Source organism: Bradyrhizobium sp. UFLA05-153 (assembly GCF_054185185.1).
The window spans coordinates 33303-48982 of record NZ_JBBIAM010000008.1; the positions used below are offsets into that span (position 1 = coordinate 33303).

The 15680-nt window shown below is 64.2% G+C and carries 19 protein-coding genes; 6 read left to right on the plus strand and 13 right to left on the minus strand.

Going from position 1 to position 15680, the window contains the following annotated elements:
- Nucleotides 1-39: 39 nt before the first annotated feature.
- The 3 genes from kdpA to Q2941_RS07385 form a co-directional block, all read right to left on the minus strand.
- The gene (kdpA, locus tag Q2941_RS07375; RefSeq protein WP_458192054.1) at nucleotides 40-1743 is read right to left on the minus strand and encodes a potassium-transporting ATPase subunit KdpA; all 1704 of its coding nucleotides are present in this window, start codon (nucleotides 1741-1743) and stop codon (nucleotides 40-42) included.
- Nucleotides 1744-1855: 112 nt separating this feature from the next.
- The gene (locus Q2941_RS07380; protein ID WP_018454042.1) at nucleotides 1856-1945 is read right to left on the minus strand and encodes a K(+)-transporting ATPase subunit F; all 90 of its coding nucleotides are present in this window, start codon (nucleotides 1943-1945) and stop codon (nucleotides 1856-1858) included.
- A gap of 13 nt (nucleotides 1946-1958) precedes the next feature.
- Entirely contained in the window at nucleotides 1959-2114 is a 156-nt protein-coding gene (locus Q2941_RS07385; RefSeq protein ID WP_458192055.1) for a hypothetical protein, read from the minus strand.
- A 263-nt stretch (nucleotides 2115-2377) separates the two neighbouring features.
- On the opposite strand from Q2941_RS07385, the gene Q2941_RS07390 reads away from it, so the two are divergent.
- The 6 genes from Q2941_RS07390 (at nucleotide 2378) to Q2941_RS07415 (ending at nucleotide 6216) form a co-directional block, all read left to right on the plus strand.
- Nucleotides 2378-2845 (plus strand): hypothetical protein, encoded by a 468-nt coding sequence (locus Q2941_RS07390; protein ID WP_458192056.1) that lies wholly within the window; start codon nucleotides 2378-2380, stop codon nucleotides 2843-2845.
- A 32-nt stretch (nucleotides 2846-2877) separates the two neighbouring features.
- Nucleotides 2878-3081, plus strand: a complete 204-nt coding sequence (locus Q2941_RS07395) for a hypothetical protein (protein WP_254111110.1) — start codon at nucleotides 2878-2880, stop codon at nucleotides 3079-3081.
- Nucleotides 3082-3213: 132 nt separating this feature from the next.
- Entirely contained in the window at nucleotides 3214-3606 is a 393-nt protein-coding gene (locus Q2941_RS07400) for a hypothetical protein (RefSeq protein ID WP_458192057.1), read from the plus strand.
- Between the two features lie 109 nt (nucleotides 3607-3715).
- The gene (locus Q2941_RS07405; RefSeq protein ID WP_458192058.1) at nucleotides 3716-3844 is read left to right on the plus strand and encodes a hypothetical protein; all 129 of its coding nucleotides are present in this window, start codon (nucleotides 3716-3718) and stop codon (nucleotides 3842-3844) included.
- Between the two features lie 130 nt (nucleotides 3845-3974).
- Complete coding sequence (upp, locus tag Q2941_RS07410; RefSeq protein WP_027524683.1) at nucleotides 3975-4610, plus strand: uracil phosphoribosyltransferase; 636 nt, start codon at nucleotides 3975-3977, stop codon at nucleotides 4608-4610.
- A 34-nt stretch (nucleotides 4611-4644) separates the two neighbouring features.
- Complete coding sequence (locus Q2941_RS07415) at nucleotides 4645-6216, plus strand: AMP-binding protein (protein ID WP_458192059.1); 1572 nt, start codon at nucleotides 4645-4647, stop codon at nucleotides 6214-6216.
- Nucleotides 6217-6222: 6 nt separating this feature from the next.
- Here Q2941_RS07415 and Q2941_RS07420 read toward each other — a convergent pair whose 3' ends face one another.
- The 10 genes from Q2941_RS07420 to Q2941_RS07465 all read right to left on the minus strand — a co-directional run bounded on the left by Q2941_RS07420 (nucleotide 6223) and on the right by Q2941_RS07465 (nucleotide 15562).
- Entirely contained in the window at nucleotides 6223-7134 is a 912-nt protein-coding gene (locus tag Q2941_RS07420) for a flagellin (protein ID WP_458192060.1), read from the minus strand.
- 15 nt (nucleotides 7135-7149) lie between these two features.
- On the minus strand, nucleotides 7150-8925 hold the full coding sequence (flgK, locus tag Q2941_RS07425; RefSeq protein WP_458192061.1) for a flagellar hook-associated protein FlgK: 1776 nt from the start codon (nucleotides 8923-8925) through the stop codon (nucleotides 7150-7152).
- Nucleotides 8926-8947: 22 nt separating this feature from the next.
- The gene (locus tag Q2941_RS07430) at nucleotides 8948-9403 is read right to left on the minus strand and encodes a hypothetical protein (RefSeq protein ID WP_027524687.1); all 456 of its coding nucleotides are present in this window, start codon (nucleotides 9401-9403) and stop codon (nucleotides 8948-8950) included.
- 19 nt (nucleotides 9404-9422) lie between these two features.
- Nucleotides 9423-9680 carry a hypothetical protein gene (locus tag Q2941_RS07435; RefSeq protein WP_458192062.1) on the minus strand — a complete coding sequence of 86 codons (258 nt, stop codon included), beginning with the start codon at nucleotides 9678-9680 and terminating at the stop codon, nucleotides 9423-9425.
- Between the two features lie 3 nt (nucleotides 9681-9683).
- Nucleotides 9684-10949 carry a flagellar hook protein FlgE gene (gene flgE / locus Q2941_RS07440; RefSeq protein ID WP_027524689.1) on the minus strand — a complete coding sequence of 422 codons (1266 nt, stop codon included), beginning with the start codon at nucleotides 10947-10949 and terminating at the stop codon, nucleotides 9684-9686.
- Between the two features lie 18 nt (nucleotides 10950-10967).
- Nucleotides 10968-11633 (minus strand): flagellar hook assembly protein FlgD, encoded by a 666-nt coding sequence (locus Q2941_RS07445; protein WP_027524690.1) that lies wholly within the window; start codon nucleotides 11631-11633, stop codon nucleotides 10968-10970.
- Nucleotides 11634-12076: 443 nt separating this feature from the next.
- Nucleotides 12077-12346, minus strand: coding sequence for a hypothetical protein (locus Q2941_RS07450; protein WP_458192063.1), 270 nt, complete (start codon nucleotides 12344-12346; stop codon nucleotides 12077-12079).
- A 198-nt stretch (nucleotides 12347-12544) separates the two neighbouring features.
- The gene (locus Q2941_RS07455; protein WP_458192064.1) at nucleotides 12545-12973 is read right to left on the minus strand and encodes a flagellar export chaperone FliS; all 429 of its coding nucleotides are present in this window, start codon (nucleotides 12971-12973) and stop codon (nucleotides 12545-12547) included.
- On the minus strand, nucleotides 12973-14673 hold the full coding sequence (gene fliD / locus Q2941_RS07460) for a flagellar filament capping protein FliD (RefSeq protein ID WP_458192065.1): 1701 nt from the start codon (nucleotides 14671-14673) through the stop codon (nucleotides 12973-12975). The genes Q2941_RS07455 and fliD overlap by 1 nt, the downstream gene beginning before the upstream one ends.
- 64 nt (nucleotides 14674-14737) lie before the next feature.
- Nucleotides 14738-15562, minus strand: coding sequence for a flagellin (locus Q2941_RS07465; RefSeq protein WP_027524694.1), 825 nt, complete (start codon nucleotides 15560-15562; stop codon nucleotides 14738-14740).
- Nucleotides 15563-15680 lie beyond the last annotated feature (118 nt).

The following is a 15680-nucleotide window of genomic DNA, read 5'->3' on the forward strand; positions in this document are numbered from 1 at the left end:
GGAGGTCGCTCCAGACAATTCGATCAGAAGACTTGTTGATCAGAAAACTTGGCCGGCGTTCATCGCGAGGTGCTCGACGATCGGGCCGAGCGCGAGCGCCGGGAAGAAGGTCAGGCCGCCCATGATCAGGATCACGCCGACGACGAGACCGACGAATAGCCCGCCGGTGGTCGGGAACGTGCCCATCGACGGCGGGATCGACTTCTTCTCCGCCAGCGATCCTGCGATCGCCATGGCCGGCACGATCATGAAGAAGCGGCCGACGAACATCGAGACGCCGCCGGTGACGTTGTAGAACAGCGTGTTGCCGGTGAGCCCTGCGAAGGCCGAACCGTTATTGCCGGTCTGCGAGGTGTAGGCATAGAGCGCCTCGGAGAAGCCGTGCGGGCCGGCATTGGCCATCGAGGCCACCGCCGAGGGCAGCACGACGGCAACGGCCGTCCAGCCGAGGATCATCAGCGGCAGCACCAGGATGGCGAGCATCGCCATCTTGACCTCGCGCGCCTCGATCTTCTTGCCGACATATTCCGGCGTGCGTCCGACCATGAGGCCGGCAACGAAGATCGCGAGAACGACGAACAGCAGCATGCCGTACATACCGGCGCCGACACCGCCGACGATGATTTCGCCGAGCTGGATGTTGATCAGCGGGATCATGCCGCCAAGCGCGGTAAAGCTGTCATGCATGGCGTTGACCGCGCCGCAGGAGGCAGCCGTCGTGATCACGGCAAACAGCGAGGAGGCAACGATGCCGAAGCGAACCTCCTTGCCTTCCATGTTGCCGCCGGTCAGGCCCAGCGCCTGGAGCGTCGAGGTGCCGCTGGCTTCCGCCCAATAGGTAACTGCAACACCGGCGAGGAACAGCACGCCCATCACAGCCAGGATCGCCCAGCCCTGACGCTGGTTGCCGACCATGCGGCCGAACACGTTGGTCAGCGCGGCACCGAGCGCAAAGATCGAGATCATCTGCACGAAGTTCGACAACGCGGTCGGGTTCTCGAAGGGATGAGCCGCGTTGGCGTTGAAGAAGCCGCCGCCATTGGTGCCGAGCATCTTGATCGCCACTTGCGAGGCGACCGGACCGACCGCGATGGTCTGCTTGGCGCCTTCAAGCGTGGTCGCCTCGACATAGGCCCCGAGCGTCTGCGGGATACCGTCCCAGACCAGGAACAGCGTGTAGATGATGCAGATCGGCAGCAGCACATAGAGCGTGCAACGGGTGACATCGACCCAGAAGTTGCCGACGGTCCGCACCGATGCGCGCGCAAAACCGCGGATAAGCGCAAGCGCCAACACGATGCCGGTGGCGGCGGACAGGAAGTTCTGGTGCGTCAGGCCCACCATCTGCACCAGATAGGACAGCGTGCTCTCGCCGCCGTAGTTCTGCCAGTTGGTGTTGGTGATGAAGGAGATCGCGGTATTGAAGGAGAGATCCTCCGCGACCGCGGACTGACCGGCCGGGTTGAACGGCAGAACGGCCTGGAGCCTCATCAGCCCGTAGATGATCAGGAAGCCACCGACGTGGAACAGCAGCATGGAGACCGTGTAGGTCAACCAATGCTGCTCGCGCTTCTCGTCGACACCGGAAATCCGGTAGAGCCCGGTCTCAACCGGGCGCAGCACCGGCGACAAGACAGTGCGCTCGCCATTGAAGACGAGCGTCATGTACCAGCCGAGCGGCTTGGTCAGGGCGAGGATGATGACGCAAAAGAGAATGATCTGGAGCCAACCGATAACAGTCATGGCATTTGGTCCTTGAGAACCGGCCTTCCGCGCAGCAGCGGCAGAAGAACCGCGAGCAGCACCGCCACGAGGGCGGCGTCGGCCAGAAGCAGTTTGAGGGGCAGCAACACCCCTAGAACCGCTCGGGCCGCAGCAGCGCGTAGGTGAGGTAGAAGAGAAGGCCGAGCGAGACCGCACCGGCGAGCGAATAGTCGAAGATCATGGCGCCGCTCCCGTCACAGCCGTTCGCAGGCGTAGGTGTAGCCGATCGCGAGCGCGAAGAAGGCGAAGCCCAGCGCCAGCATGATGATGTCGAGCATGAGAATGTCCCTATGCAACCGGGCGCGGCCGGAGTCGGATGCCGCGCTGTCGGGCCGAGACGTGCCACCCAAGGCATAGGTTTTCGAGAGGGAGGCTATGGCGACGATATAGGAATCTCATAAAGGCCGGGGGACGCGGATGCTTGGGAGACCATCCGGCTAACGCCACAGTTGAGGGTTGGGTGAGCGTGCCCCGCCCCTTCCGCAGCCCGCTCCGACCTTTATGAAATCCCTATATTTCGCTCCCCTGCCCCATCTCGCTTTCAAATGCCCTTCCCGCGATCTTGATGGCGTCGGTTGCGGACCCGCGGCCGGCCCAAGATCGAGACGCCGTCATGTCTTCCGTTCTGCAAAACTTCGATCCGGTTTCGCTCGGCGAGCGGCTTCGCAGCGCGCACACGGTGACGCGGCCCCTGATGCTCGACCTCATCGACAAGGCCTGCCGCCGCTTCCCCTCGCTTGGACAGAGCGAACGAACCGCACGGCTGACGCGCCTGATCGATGCCGACGCCTGGACCGATGCTGCGCTTGTGCTGCTGGAACTTGAGCTGCCGCTGTGGCAGGTTCGCCGCATCGCCTATGACGAAGGCGAATGGTATTGCGCGCTCTCGCGCGAACGCGAGTTGCCGGATTGGCTGGAGAGCTCGGTCGAGGGACGGCATTCCGACCTCGCGCTCGCATTGCTCTCGGCCTTTGCCGAGGCGCAAGTGCTCACCGCCGAAGCAAGCCGGCCCAGCGTTCCATCCGTCCAGCAGACCGCGGGCCAGCTCTACGAGCCGGTCAACTGCGACCATTTCGGCTGACCGCAATACCATCACAACAAGAGGATTTCATCATGTCGATGCTCACGCATCGCCTCGAACAGCCCTTTCATCCACCTGGAAGGAAGAGCGCTCCCGAAGCCTGGATCTCGAACGCCCACGCCGCGACCATCCGGCGCGTCTGCTTGCGCACGCTGGCGCTCCTGTCGATGGGAAGCGTGCTGACCGCGCTGGTCGCCTTGAAGACCGTGATCTATATGTCGCGATTCCACTACTGATCGGCCCGGCGGCAGATCGCGCCGCGGGAACCGCCTTTATGTCCCTCCTATGCGATGCCGCCCTTAGTCCTCTCGCATTCCTATGGCCTCCCGGCGCACGATACGGCGAGCGAATTTCTCGAGGAGGCTACCATGGCCGCAATCACCTTCAACGACGCCGGTCCGACCCGTCCGCGCCGCCGGAGGTGGGAGAAGGCGGATACAGCCGTGGTCGTGCACCCCAATCTTCAACCGCTCGATCCTGAAATCGTCAGCGCCGCCATTCCGGCTTTCTTCATCGGTCGCAACAAGGCCGGCCTATGGGTTGCGCGTGAAGCGCAGGGCCGCCTTGGCGGGCTCTTCCTGTTCAAGCGCTCGGCGGTCCATTTCGCCCATGCGCAGAGCCGACCTGCACGGTGCGCGCTGATCTTTCCGTCCGAAACGTTCGAGCTCGATATCGAGAACCGCGGCAATCCACTCGTTGGAGAACTCGCAAAGTGGATGGTCCGCGCGACGCGCCATCTGGCGCGGCTTGCGACCAGGTAACCCTTGCGGGAGAGCACGCACATGATCGAACTCAAGATCATCGTCATGATCGCGCTGATGGGGACGCTGCTCATCGGCATGCGCGTCGGTGCGGCACCGGGCGACTAGCATGCAGCCCGCCAAGGCAAATCTCGAGCACGCGATCACGGTCACCATCTTGACCATGACGCTGAGCCTGATCTGGGGCGGCATCCTGACGCTCGTGATCACGCTTATCGCGCGCGGATTGGGCGTCTAGGCCTAGCCTACGAGGCCGGCAACCGGGCCAGGACTGAGGTCGCGATGCCCGCCGGTTAGGCAGCTCATGCGCAGGGAAAACGCTGCGGCCGATCTGGCGAAAGCTCAGGGAACCGTGTAGAGCGGGTACCATGGGTAGCAGCAACGTCCACGTCGTCGATCACCCCCTGGTCCAGCACAAGCTCTCGCTGATGCGGGAAAAGGACCGCTCGACCAAGAGCTTTCGCGAAATCCTGAACGAGATCGGGATGCTCTTGTGCTACGAGGTGACGCGCGACCTGCCGCTGGAGCTTGTGGAAATCGAGACGCCGATCTCGCCGATGCAGGCGCCTAAAATCGCCGGCAAGAAGCTCACGCTGGCGCCGATCCTGCGCGCCGGCGTCGGCTTCCTCGATGGCATGCTGGCACTGATGCCCTCCGCCCGGATCGCCCATATCGGGCTCTATCGCGATCCCGCGACCCTGCAGGCCGTGGAGTACTACTTCAAGGCGCCGCAGGATCTTTCCGATCGCACCGTCATCCTGATGGACCCGATGCTGGCGACGGGCAACTCGGCTTGCGCCGGCGCGTCCCTGCTGAAAGCGCGCGGCGCCCGCGACATCCGCTTCGTCTGCCTGCTGGCCGCCCCGGAAGGCATTGCGCAGTTCCAGACGGAACATCCGGACGTGCCGATCTGGACCGCCGCGGTCGACGAGCGGCTCAACGACCACGGCTATATCGTGCCGGGCCTGGGCGATGCCGGCGACCGGATGTTCGGCACCAAGTAGACAGTTTTGCGCGATCGGGTTACTGCGGGTAGCCATGCGCCATAACGATCGCTCGCTGCAATCGCTGATCAGAATCGAGACCTTCGCCGATCCGGCGCTGGTGTTTGACGGCACGCCCGTTTCGCGCGCCGAGTTGTCAGGCAGGATCGACCAGACGGCAGCGTGGCTCGCCGCGCAAGGTATCGGCAAAGGCGATGTAGTCGCAGTCTGGCTGGTCAACCGCATCGAATGGATCGCGCTGCTGCTGGCCGCCGCCCGACTTGGCGCAATCATTGCCGCGGTCAACACGCGCTACCGCAGCGCGGAAGTCGCCCACCTCCTCCACCTCTCCGGTGCGAAGCTTCTGGTCATGGAGGCAGCGTTCCGCTCGATCGACTTTGCCGCCATTCTCGCTGGTATCGCCAAGAGCGATGTGCCGGCGCTTGAAAAGCTCGCCGTGGCCGGTGCGGATACGATTCCCGCACAATGGCCCTGCGTACGCTTCGACGCCTTCGAGAGAGCCTGTCCGGCTACGCCACCACGCGGCGACGTCGATCTGCCCGTGCTGCTCTACACCACCTCTGGCACCACAAGGGGGCCGAAGCTGGTGGCGCATTCGCAAGCGACGCTGGCCACGCATGCGGACGCGGTCGCCGAGGCGCTTGCGCTGTCGCCGGAGCGCCATTCGCTGCTCGCGATGCTGCCCTTCTGCGGCACCTTCGGCATGACGGCCCTGCTCGCCTTTCTCGCAGCCGGCGTCACCATCCACGCGCTCGACGCGTTCGAGGCCGCGCCGGCGCTCAAAATCTTCAGTGAGTACAGGATCACGCATTCCTTCGGCTCGGACGAGATGTTTCGCCGTATCCTAGCGCTCACCGATGCGCCACGGCCGTTCGCACACGCCGAAGCGTTTGGCTTCGCCGCGTTCCAGCCGGGTTGGCGCGAGTTTGCGGTTGAGGCCGAGGCGCGGGGCTTGCCGCTGTTCGGCCTGTACGGCTCGAGCGAGGTGCAGGCCCTGTTCTCGATCGGCCGGCGGGGCACCGCTTTTGCCGACCGCATCGAAGGCGGCGGCTGGCCGATGTCGCCGGACGCCCGCGTGCGCATACGCGATACGGACAGCGGCGAGCTGGTGGGGCCCGGTGTCTCCGGCGAGCTCGAGATCAGCGCTCCCTCGCGCTTCCTCGGCTATTTCAACAATCCGCAAGCGACGCGCGAGGCGACCACGGCCGACGGCTTCTTCCGCACCGGAGACATCGGCCGGCTGCGGGGCGATGGCTCCTTCGTCTACGAGACGCGGGCGGGCGATGCCATGCGGCTCGGCGGCTTCCTAGTCGCGCCCGGCGAGATCGAGGATGAGCTGAAGTCCTGCGCCGGCATTTCCGATGCGCAGGTCGTCGCCGTCGATTTCAAGGGACAGGCCCGCTGCGCCGCCTTCGTGATCCCAACCGGAGAACCGCCGCAAGAGGCCGCGTTGATCGCGCGCCTGCGCGAGCGGCTGGCCGGATACAAGATCCCCGCACGCATCTACTTCATCGACGCCTTCCCCGTCACCGACAGCGCCAATGGCGTCAAGATCCAGCGCGCTAGGCTGCGCGCCATGGCCATGGAAAGGATCGCCGCGGAATAGCGGGGTCTATTTCAGGTAGCTCGCAAGATTCATACTCAGGATTTTTGCGAGCGCCGAATAGGACGCGGTGAGCTGGGACTGATAGGTCGATAGCTGCGCCGTGACCGCCGCGACGTCAACGCTGGTGAGATCGCTTCCCAGCGTCTCGGCGTAGCTCTTGTAATCGCTCTGGCGCGCGCTGGCCGTCTCGATCTGCGAGGCCGAGCTCGACAGCTTCGCCTGCACGGCGGCGGTGTCGTCCAGCGCCGAGCTCGCCAGATCCAGCGCGCTGGTGATGTCGGACGACGACAGCGACGAGCTGTTGGCGACGAATTTGAGGACGCGCATCACCTCTTCGAACGCCGAACTGTCCGCGGTCACGCCGTAGGGCACGCTCTGGTCGGTCGCGACGCGGACCGAAGCGATCTCGCTGTCGCCGACATAATAGCTGGTATCAGCCGTCGTGGTGGATCCCGTGCCGGTGGAGAAGCTGGTGAGATCGACGGGCGCCGTCTCCGTCTTGCCGCCCGCAAACACGTACTGGCCGTCATATTGCGTGTTGAGCAGCGATCCCATCTCCTCGAGCATCTGCTGCGCCGAGGAAATCACGGAGTTGCCCTCCGTCGAGCTGCCGGTCGAGGCAGCGCTGAGCTGGGAACGGAGCTGGGTGATGATATCGGTCATCGAGCCCACCGCCGAATACATCACCTGAACCTTGCTGTCGGCGAGCGTCGCAGCGTCGATATAGGATTGCGCCCGCGTCACCGAGACCTGGAGATTGACCACGTGCTGCGCGGTCGAGCCGTAGCCGCCGAAATCGTTCGAGATGACGCCCGATGACTCCTGGATCTGCTCGTTGGCCATGACGGCCTGCACGCGCAGCGCGTCCGCGATCATCGTGTTCGACTGTGCGAAGGTGGCCACCCTCATCGCGACCATGGATCCGCTCCCGCCTTAGGACGACTGCACGGCGCTGAGCAGCGCCGAATACATGGTGTTTATGGCCTGGATCAGCGCGGAGGCCGCCGTATACTTGTTCTGCAGCGTGCTCAGGCGCGCCGATTCCTCGTCGAGGTTGACGCCCGATTGTGACGACAGCGATCTGGCATAGGTCGACTGTGCGGTCTCCTTGGCGGTGTAGTTGGTGGAGGCCTGCGACGACTTGCTCGCGACGTCGGAGACGATCGCCGCGGTGTAGTCGGCGAACGAGCCGGTGGTCGCGGCCAGCCCGCCGGCCGACGCGAATGTCCGCGAGTCCGTCAGCGCGTCGTAGAAGTCGTTGACCACGGCCGCCGAGCCCGGCGTCAGCACCTGGCTGCCGACGGTCAGGCTGGATGAGGAATCCAGCGTCGCGAGCTGCAATTCATTGGTGCCGGAGAGAATGCTGCTGTTGACGGCGATATCCGATGCGCTCGTGCCGGTCACCAGATCGTTGAGACCAAAATACTCCGAGAATCCTTCACTGGCGCTTCCCACCGAGCTCGTCATCTCGTTGATCGCGACGCCATCGCTGGAGTCGGTCGACGTGATGGTCAGGTGGCCGTTAGAATCGATCGAAGCCGATAGCCCGGAGATGCCGTTGATGGCGGAGACGAGGTCACCGACCGTGGAATAGGATGAAAGGTCGAGATCGCTGTAGGAAACGAGGTTGCCGCTCTGATCGGTGACGGCAAGGCGCACCGTGCCCGTTGCGGACAGCGCCGTCGCGCTCGTCACGCTGGTCGTGCCGGTGAGGCTGGTCGGCGGCGGCACCGACGAGGCGCTGTTGGAGACGCCGTTCATTGCCGAGGCGAGCTGCTGGGCAAGCTGGTCGAGCTGGGACTGCGCCGCCGGCAGGGTCTTGTCGCGGAGCGTGATGAGGGCGCCGATGTCGCCACCGGTGATCTGCGAGGTGATGTCGACACCGTTCACCGTGATGGCGCTGAAGCCGCTGGAGGAGGACCCGGCGGTGTAGATGGTCGATGAGGAGACATTGGCCGCCGTCGTGTAGCTGATCGTGTGCGCGGTGCTGTCGACCAGCGCCTGGCCGGACGTGGTGTAGATCTGGAGATCACCGTTCGAGGCCGTGTAGTAGCTGACATTCATCTTGGAGGCGACGTCCTGCAGCGCGGTGTTGCGCTGGTCCTCCAGGTCCGCGGTCGACTGGCCGGCCGCCGCGGTCTGCTTGATCTCGGCATTGAGCTCGGCGATTTGCTCGAGGTCGGTGTTCACGTCGTCGATCGACGAGGAGATGTCCTGGTCGGCGTTGGAGCGCAGTTTCTGGATGCCGCTCGAGGTCTCCCGCAACTGGCCCGCCACGTCGTCGAGCGCGCTGATGACGTTGGATTGCAGCGAGGCGCTGTTCGGCGTGCTGGCCAGCGACGACAATGCCGATTCCAGCGACGCGATCGAATTGGCAAGCGACGTTCCGGTCGACGATGAGTCCGAGCTGCTGGTCGAGCCGTAGAGCTTCTCGAGCGAGGCCAGGTACGTGTTGGTCGTGTCGGCCGAACCGAGGTCGGAGGTCGCAGCGATCAGCGACTTCAACAATAGCTTGTCGACGTTCGAGGTGATGCCCGTCACCGTGACCCCGGTGCCGACGCCATTGGTGACGCTGCTCGCCTGGCTTGCGGTCTTCTCGGTATAGCCCGTCGTGTCGGCGTTCGAGATGTTCGACGACGTCACGCTGATCTGCACCTGCGTGGCCGACAGCCCGCTGAAGGCGATCAATCGTGCGATATCGAGCGACACGGCGGCTGCCCTTTCCCTGCCCTCAGGCCTGACGAATGGTGCCGCTGGAGACCGCGCGCGCGGCGAGGCGGCCCGACGCGCCATAGGGCGACACCGCGGCAATCTGCTCGCGGATCGCCTGCATCACCGCCTCGATACGGCGGTTACTGGCCTCGATCGCCGCGCGCAGGCGCACCAGGTTCTCATCCATCGCCGCGCGCAGCTTCAGGATCCGCTCCATGAGCTGTTCGCGCAGGATCCGGTCGCGGACATGCAGGCTGGTCGAGCCGGCGGCGCATTCCGCAACGGTCCTTTCGAATATTTCCGCCAGCCGGTTCTTCTCGTCGACCTGCTTCAGGCGCGAGGCCGGAAGCCCCTTGGCGAGCTCGGCGTTCTCTTCGGCGACCAGCGCGGTCAAGCCGTCGATCAGGGCGATCAGGGATTTGATGCGCGCGTCGCCCTCGGCGGCGCTGGTCCTGGTGATTTGAGCCTGTTTCATGTTCGCTGCTTTCGTGGTCTCAATTGTGCCGCCGGCCGCTGCCTATCTGGGCGCCGCGTAAATAGGCGCCGATCGCCGTGGTTCTCACGCTCGTCTGCCGCGTCTCGTCTTCGATTGCCTTGGATTCGCGGATCAGGCCGCGGCGCGCCGTCTCGATGTCGTCGAGCAGTGCGAGCAATTCTCCGCGTTCCCTGCCAGCCGCGCGGGCGCGCGCGATCAACCGCTGCAGTCGCAGCAGCAGCGCCTCTCCCGCGGTATGGCTCCTTTCCCCGCGCATCGCCTACCTCATCGCCGAGATCAGGGTGTCGTACATCTTGTTGACGGTCGAGATGACCTGTGAGGCGGCGGAGTAAGCCTGCTGCGCCGAGATCATGCTGGAGAACTGACTCGAGGTGTCGGTGGTGGAGGATTCGAGCTCGCTGCCATAGACCGTACCCGCACCATTCTCGCCGGAGGCCTGCAGCGTCGGATCTCCCGACGTGACGGTCGCCGAATACATCTGGTCACTGCTGGCGGAAAGACCGTTGGGATCGGCAAAGGTCGCCACCGCGATCTTGTAGATCGCGATCGTCTTGCCGTTGGAATAGGTGGCATCGACCACGCCATTCTTGCCAATGGCGATGCTCGACAGCGTTCCGTAGGACAGGCCGTCGGAGGTGATGCTGGTGACGTTGACGGACGGCGTGGTTTCGCCTGACGCATATTGCGTCAGGCCGTCGGTGCCGCCTGCGGTGCCCATATCCAGCGTGATGGTGCTGTCGGCCGCGCCGTCGGTCCAGCCCGTCACCGAAATCGTCGCCGGGCTCGGGCTGGTGCTCGCCAGCGAGCCGTCGCTGTTGAAGGTGATCGCCACCGTGCCGCTGGTCGTGCCGGTCGTGGTCGAGGTGTCCGACGACGAGGTCGGATTGGCAAAGCTCGCGCTCCAGGTGTTGGTGGCGGTCTTGGTCCAGGTAATCTGGATCGAGTTCGCCGCGCCGAGCGAATCGTAGACCGTCATCGAGCTGGTATAGGTGTCGCCCGTGGCGGCATCCGACGGAAGGTTCGCCGCGATCGTCGTCTTGGTGGTCGCGCTGCCGCTGGTCGATGCCACCTGGGTGTTGATGGCCTCGAGATTGCTCGCCGATTCATTGCCCGTCACGTTGCCGTCGGCGTCGGTACGCCAGCCTTCGAGATAGTAGCCGTTGTTCTCGAGGTAGCCTGCGTTGTCGATGGTGAAAGCGCCGTTGCGGGTGTAGGACACGGTTCCGCCGGACGTCGCGTTGGTCGCCACGAAGAAGCCCGAGCCCTGGATCGCGACGTCAGTCGCGTTGGACGTCGCAGCCAGCAGGCCCTGTTGGGTGATATTGGCCCGGCCGGACACCGTGACGCCACCCGAGGCATAGGAGGTTGCGTTGCTCGATGCGGTGACGAGGTCATCGAACATCGCAGACGTCGTCTTGTAGCCGGTCGTGTCGGAATTGGCGATGTTGTCGCTGATCATCGACAAGGACTGGCTCTGCGCGCTGAGCGCCGAGATTGCCGAGGAAAGTGCGCCGCTGAGGCTCATGATCGAACTCCGAAAAAATCAGGACGTGACGCCGATGATGTTGGCGGCGCTGACCGAGACGCCGTTCACCGTGAGCGATGGCGTCGAGGTCGAGGTGTCGATGCCGGTCACCGTGCCAGTGACCGTCGTGTAGTTGAGGACCGAGTTGCCGGCGGAATCCGTTGCGGTCACCGAGATCGTGTACTGGCCGCCGTCGGTGAGCTGGTTGCCGCTGGAATCCTTGCCGTCCCAGGTGAAGGTGTTGGAGCCGGAATTGCCGGTGCCGGTTCCTGTCCACACCGTGTTGCCGGACGAATCCTTGACGGTGATAGACACGTTCGAAGCCGCCGAAGACAGCGAGTAGCCGAACGTCGCCGAGCCGTTGGTCAGCGTCGCGGTGTCGGTCTTCGCCTCTACCGTGTGGCCGATATAGTTGACCGAGTTCAGCGTCACGAGGCTCGAGAACGAGCTCGCGAGCGCGCTGAGATTGGTGTTGATCGACTGCTGCTGGCTGAAATTGGCGTAGGAGGTGAGCTGGTTGATGAAGTCCGTCGTCGAGGTTGCGTTCAGCGGATCCTGGTTCTGCAGCTCGCTGACGAGCAAGCTGAGAAACTCGTTCGACGTCAGCGATGAGGTGGATGAGGAGCTCGACGACGATGTCGTCGTCGTTGCTGTCGAAGTGGACGTCGTCGCGGCAACGGTCATCGAAAACCCCGGTTCATGTGCAACGCGCGGCTAACGAACGCGTTCGGTTGCGCTTGAAATCTGTGTGCTGATGAAACGCGTGGGCGCGTGAATTCAGGCGGGGATTCGCGCGCTACGATGCGCTTTCCGAAGCGGCAAAATCTGCCGTGTGCGCGCGAGAAAGGAGAAGAGAGAGCAGACAGAAGAATCGCGCTGTCGCGGCCACGGTGGTGCGCTCCCTCGCCCGTTCTTACGGGACCGCGACGAGCTACGCTCGCGCTGAGAGGGTTGGGGTGAGCGGCGTTTCCACAATCACGGTGACAGATGGACTCGCGGAGGCTCCCCCTCACCCGGAATCCGCGCTACGCGCGCATTCCGGCCTCTCGCCGTAAGCGGGGCGAGGTAAGAAGCATCGAGCGTCCGGTTCGACGTTGACGCTGTTGGAAGTGCGTTGGGGAAGAGCCTCAGTTCCCCGCCGTCTCGCCCTCGGCGTGGGGCTCGGCGGGATCGGCCGTGCGCTTGGCGGCGGCGACGATGCGATCGGCAAGTCCGGCAGGCGCCCGCACAGGAGGAGCGGCCAGTGCATTACGGAGCGCGTGCGCCGATTCGAGAAGGGCGCGGGCATCGGCGGAATGACCAAGCAGCTCTTCGGCGGACGAACGACGGTCCTCGGGCCAGAGGGACAAGTCCTCGCCCAACCGATCGATCAGATCCTCAAACTCGGTGATATCCATCGCCCGGGTCTCGCACCCCCGGGCCTGTCATAAAGCATTGCAGAGACAACGGAAACCGAATTCGCCTGTCCGGACGCGACAAGGAACGGCCATGCCGCGCGGAATAACCGCCGAAACCGCCGTCCTTCGCCATCGCGAGCGGAGAAATACGAGACGCCGGGACCCGGGCCGGTCCAAGCGGAAACCGGCCCGAAGGCCTCAGCGCTTCTGCGCCGAATCGCCCGTCCCGGGCTTGGCCGTCCGCACGGTCGCATCGACGAATTCCCAGGCCTCGCGCAGCTCGGTGAGCCCTGCGATGATCCGCCGATAGCTCTCGCGTGCGTGCGGCCAGCCATAGGCGCGCAGGCTCGCCAGGATCATCGCATTGTAGGTCTGGTAGAGCCGCTCGGCCACCGCCCCACCCTTGGTGAAATCGAGATTGTGACTGAGCCCGCGCAGGATCGCGGTCGCCTTCATCAGATACTCGTGCCCCTCCTCGAAGCGCCGCGCCTCCTGCGAAGCCAGCGCCTTCTGAAGAAACGTAATCGCGCCGCCAAGCAGCATCGACACTGCCTTGAGCGGCGGCACGGTGGTGGCCGCACCCCGATAGGCCTGATTGGCCATGTACGCCATCGGATTATGCATCATTAACTACTCGAGCTGGAGTTGAGCAAAGCCTTGAGATAGGTCAGCGTGTTGTTCGCGCTCTCGATCGCGGCCTGGTACTTCGCATATTGCGCTTCCAGCTGCGTCTGATAGGCCGACGCGGCACTTTGGATATCGTCGACCTTCTGCTGCAGGTCGTCGTCGCGCGTTTCCAGGTTGGTGATCAGCGTCTGCAGCGAGCCGGTGCTGGACGACGCATTCTTGGCGATCTGGTAGAGCTGCGTGGCGATCCCCGACGTCGACGTCACCGTGATCGATTGCGAGGTCGTCCCCGAATAGGTGAAGGCCATGCCGGCATAGGCCGTGCCGGCATTGCCGATGATGGTGGTGCCGCTGACGGTGAACAGCGAGGAGTCCCCGTCGACCGAGGCCGAGGAGAGATTTCCTGAGGAATCCACCGTCAGGTCCAGCGTGAAGGATTGGGGCGAGGTTCCGGTATTGACGACGCTGAGCTGGCTCGACGAGGTCGTGGTCTGCGCCGACAGCAGCGTGGTCACGCCGCTGAGGTTCGTGCTCAGGATCTCCGAGAGCGTCGACGTGTCGAGCTCGAGCTCGTTCGAATCGTTGAACGACAGGCCGAGGTCGGCCATCGTCAACCCGCCCACCGTGCTGTTGAGCGCGGATTCGAGCTGGCTCGTGATGTCGCGCATGGTGCCGTCGCCGAATAGCACGGCGCTGGACGAGGCAGTGCCGTCCGAGCTCGTCGCCTGCTGCGCGATGACAGCATCGCGATAGGCGTTGTAGTTCGTGACGAAGGTCTCGAGCGCCGATTCGATCTGGCTGGTGTCGGTCTCGATGCTGATGTTCAGCGTCGCCCCGCTCGGCGTGGCCTGTAGCAGGTTGAAGGTGACGCCGGTCAGCACATCGGTGATGTCATTGGTATCCCGGGTCATCGAGATGCCGTCGAGCGTGAACTCGGCCGCCTGCGCGGTCTGAAGCACGTCTGAGAACGATCCCGAGCTGTCGGTCACCCCCAACTCGTTCAGGATGTCGTCACCGGAGCTGCTGGAATAGCTGATATCTTCCGCGTCCTCGGTTCCCGTCAGCACCATCTCGTAGGAGCCGCTGGATACCTGGACGATCGAGGCCTGGACATTGGTCGTCGAGGTCTGGGCGTTGATGGCATCGACGATGTCCTGGAGCGACATCGTGCTGGTGACTGTGACGTCGGCGGTGCTGCCGCTGCCGAGCCCGAGCGAGAACGTTCCGGAATAGCCAAGCGCGTCCGTCTGGCTCGACTGCGCGGTGCCGACCACCTTCTGCGCGGTCGCGATCTGGCTGATCGTCAGCGTATGGTCACCGGTCGCCGCACCGTTGCTGACGCTCATGGAGAGCGCGGATGACGCGCTGACGTCGCCGGTGGAGCTGATGGTCGCCGAGCGCGTTGCAAACACGTTGGTCGCCAGCGAGTTCACGACGGACGTCGCAAGCGAAGCGAGCCCGGAATAGAGCGTCTTCAGATCCGTCTGAAGGGTCTGGTAGGCCGAGACCTTGGCCTCGTTGTTGGTGATCGTGGTCGAGATCGTGGTCGCGGCAGTGAGCTTGGCATTCACCGCAGCCGTGATCAGCGCGCTCCAGTCGAGGCTGGTCGACGTGGTCGTACCGGTCGTTGTCACCGATGAAGCGCTCGACGTCGTCGAGCTCGTCGACGTGCTGCTGGTGCTTGAACTGACACTGGTCACTGATGTGCCCGACCTATCGCAGGAAGAGCCGGGCCGGCCTCATGCCGGCCCGGAAAGACGATCGTTAGCCGAGCAGCTTGAGCAGGTACTGCGGCATCTGGTTCGCGGCGGATTCGGCCGAGACCGCGGCCTGGGTCTTCACCTCGGCCGAGGACAGCGTGGCCTGCTCAGCCGCGATATCCACGTCCTTGATCGCCGAGTTCGCGGATTCGAGGTTCTGGGTCTGGGTCGAGATCGAATCCGAGGAGAAGTTGAAGCGCGATTCCTGCGCACCGATCGAGGCGCGGGCGGCCGAGACCGTGTCGATCGCGGTGTCGAGCGCCGTCAACGCCGAGGTCGCGCCCGACTGGGTGCTGACGTCGAGCGAGGAGACGGCGAGCGAGGACGCCGTGAGACTCGCCAGCGTGATGGTGATGGTGTCCGATCCGGACGAGCCGACCAGGACCGAGACGCCCGACGAAAACACGCTGGTGCCGTCGAGCAGGCTCTGGCTGGAATAACGGGTGCCGGTCGAGATGGAATCGATTTCGCTCGTGAGCTGCGAGAATTCCGATTGGATGTAGGCGCGGCTGGAGTCGGTCGTGGTGCCCGAGGCCGACTCGGAGGCCAGCGACTTCATGCGGGCGAGAATGTCGGAGATGTTCGAGGCGCCGCCGTCGGCGGTCTGGAGGATCGCGGTCGCCTGCGAGGCGTTGGTCGCAGCCTGCTGCAGCGTGGTGACGTCCGAGGAGATGCGGGTCGAAATCGCAAGACCGGCGGCGTCGTCGGAGGCCGATGTGATGCGCGAGCCGCTAGACAGTTTCGAGAGCGCGCTGGTCTCTTGCGAGGAGTTGATGTTGAGGTAGCGGACTGCGGCGTTCGCAGCGGTATTGGTGGAAATCGCGGGCATTGCAGGCTCCTGTGCTGATGGGCATGACGTGCCGCATCGTGATTAAGCGACTGACGACGACGCGGGCGCAGCCCCGTCCGTTCGCTCAAACGGCGGAGCGCAAGGAGATCAGGCGAAA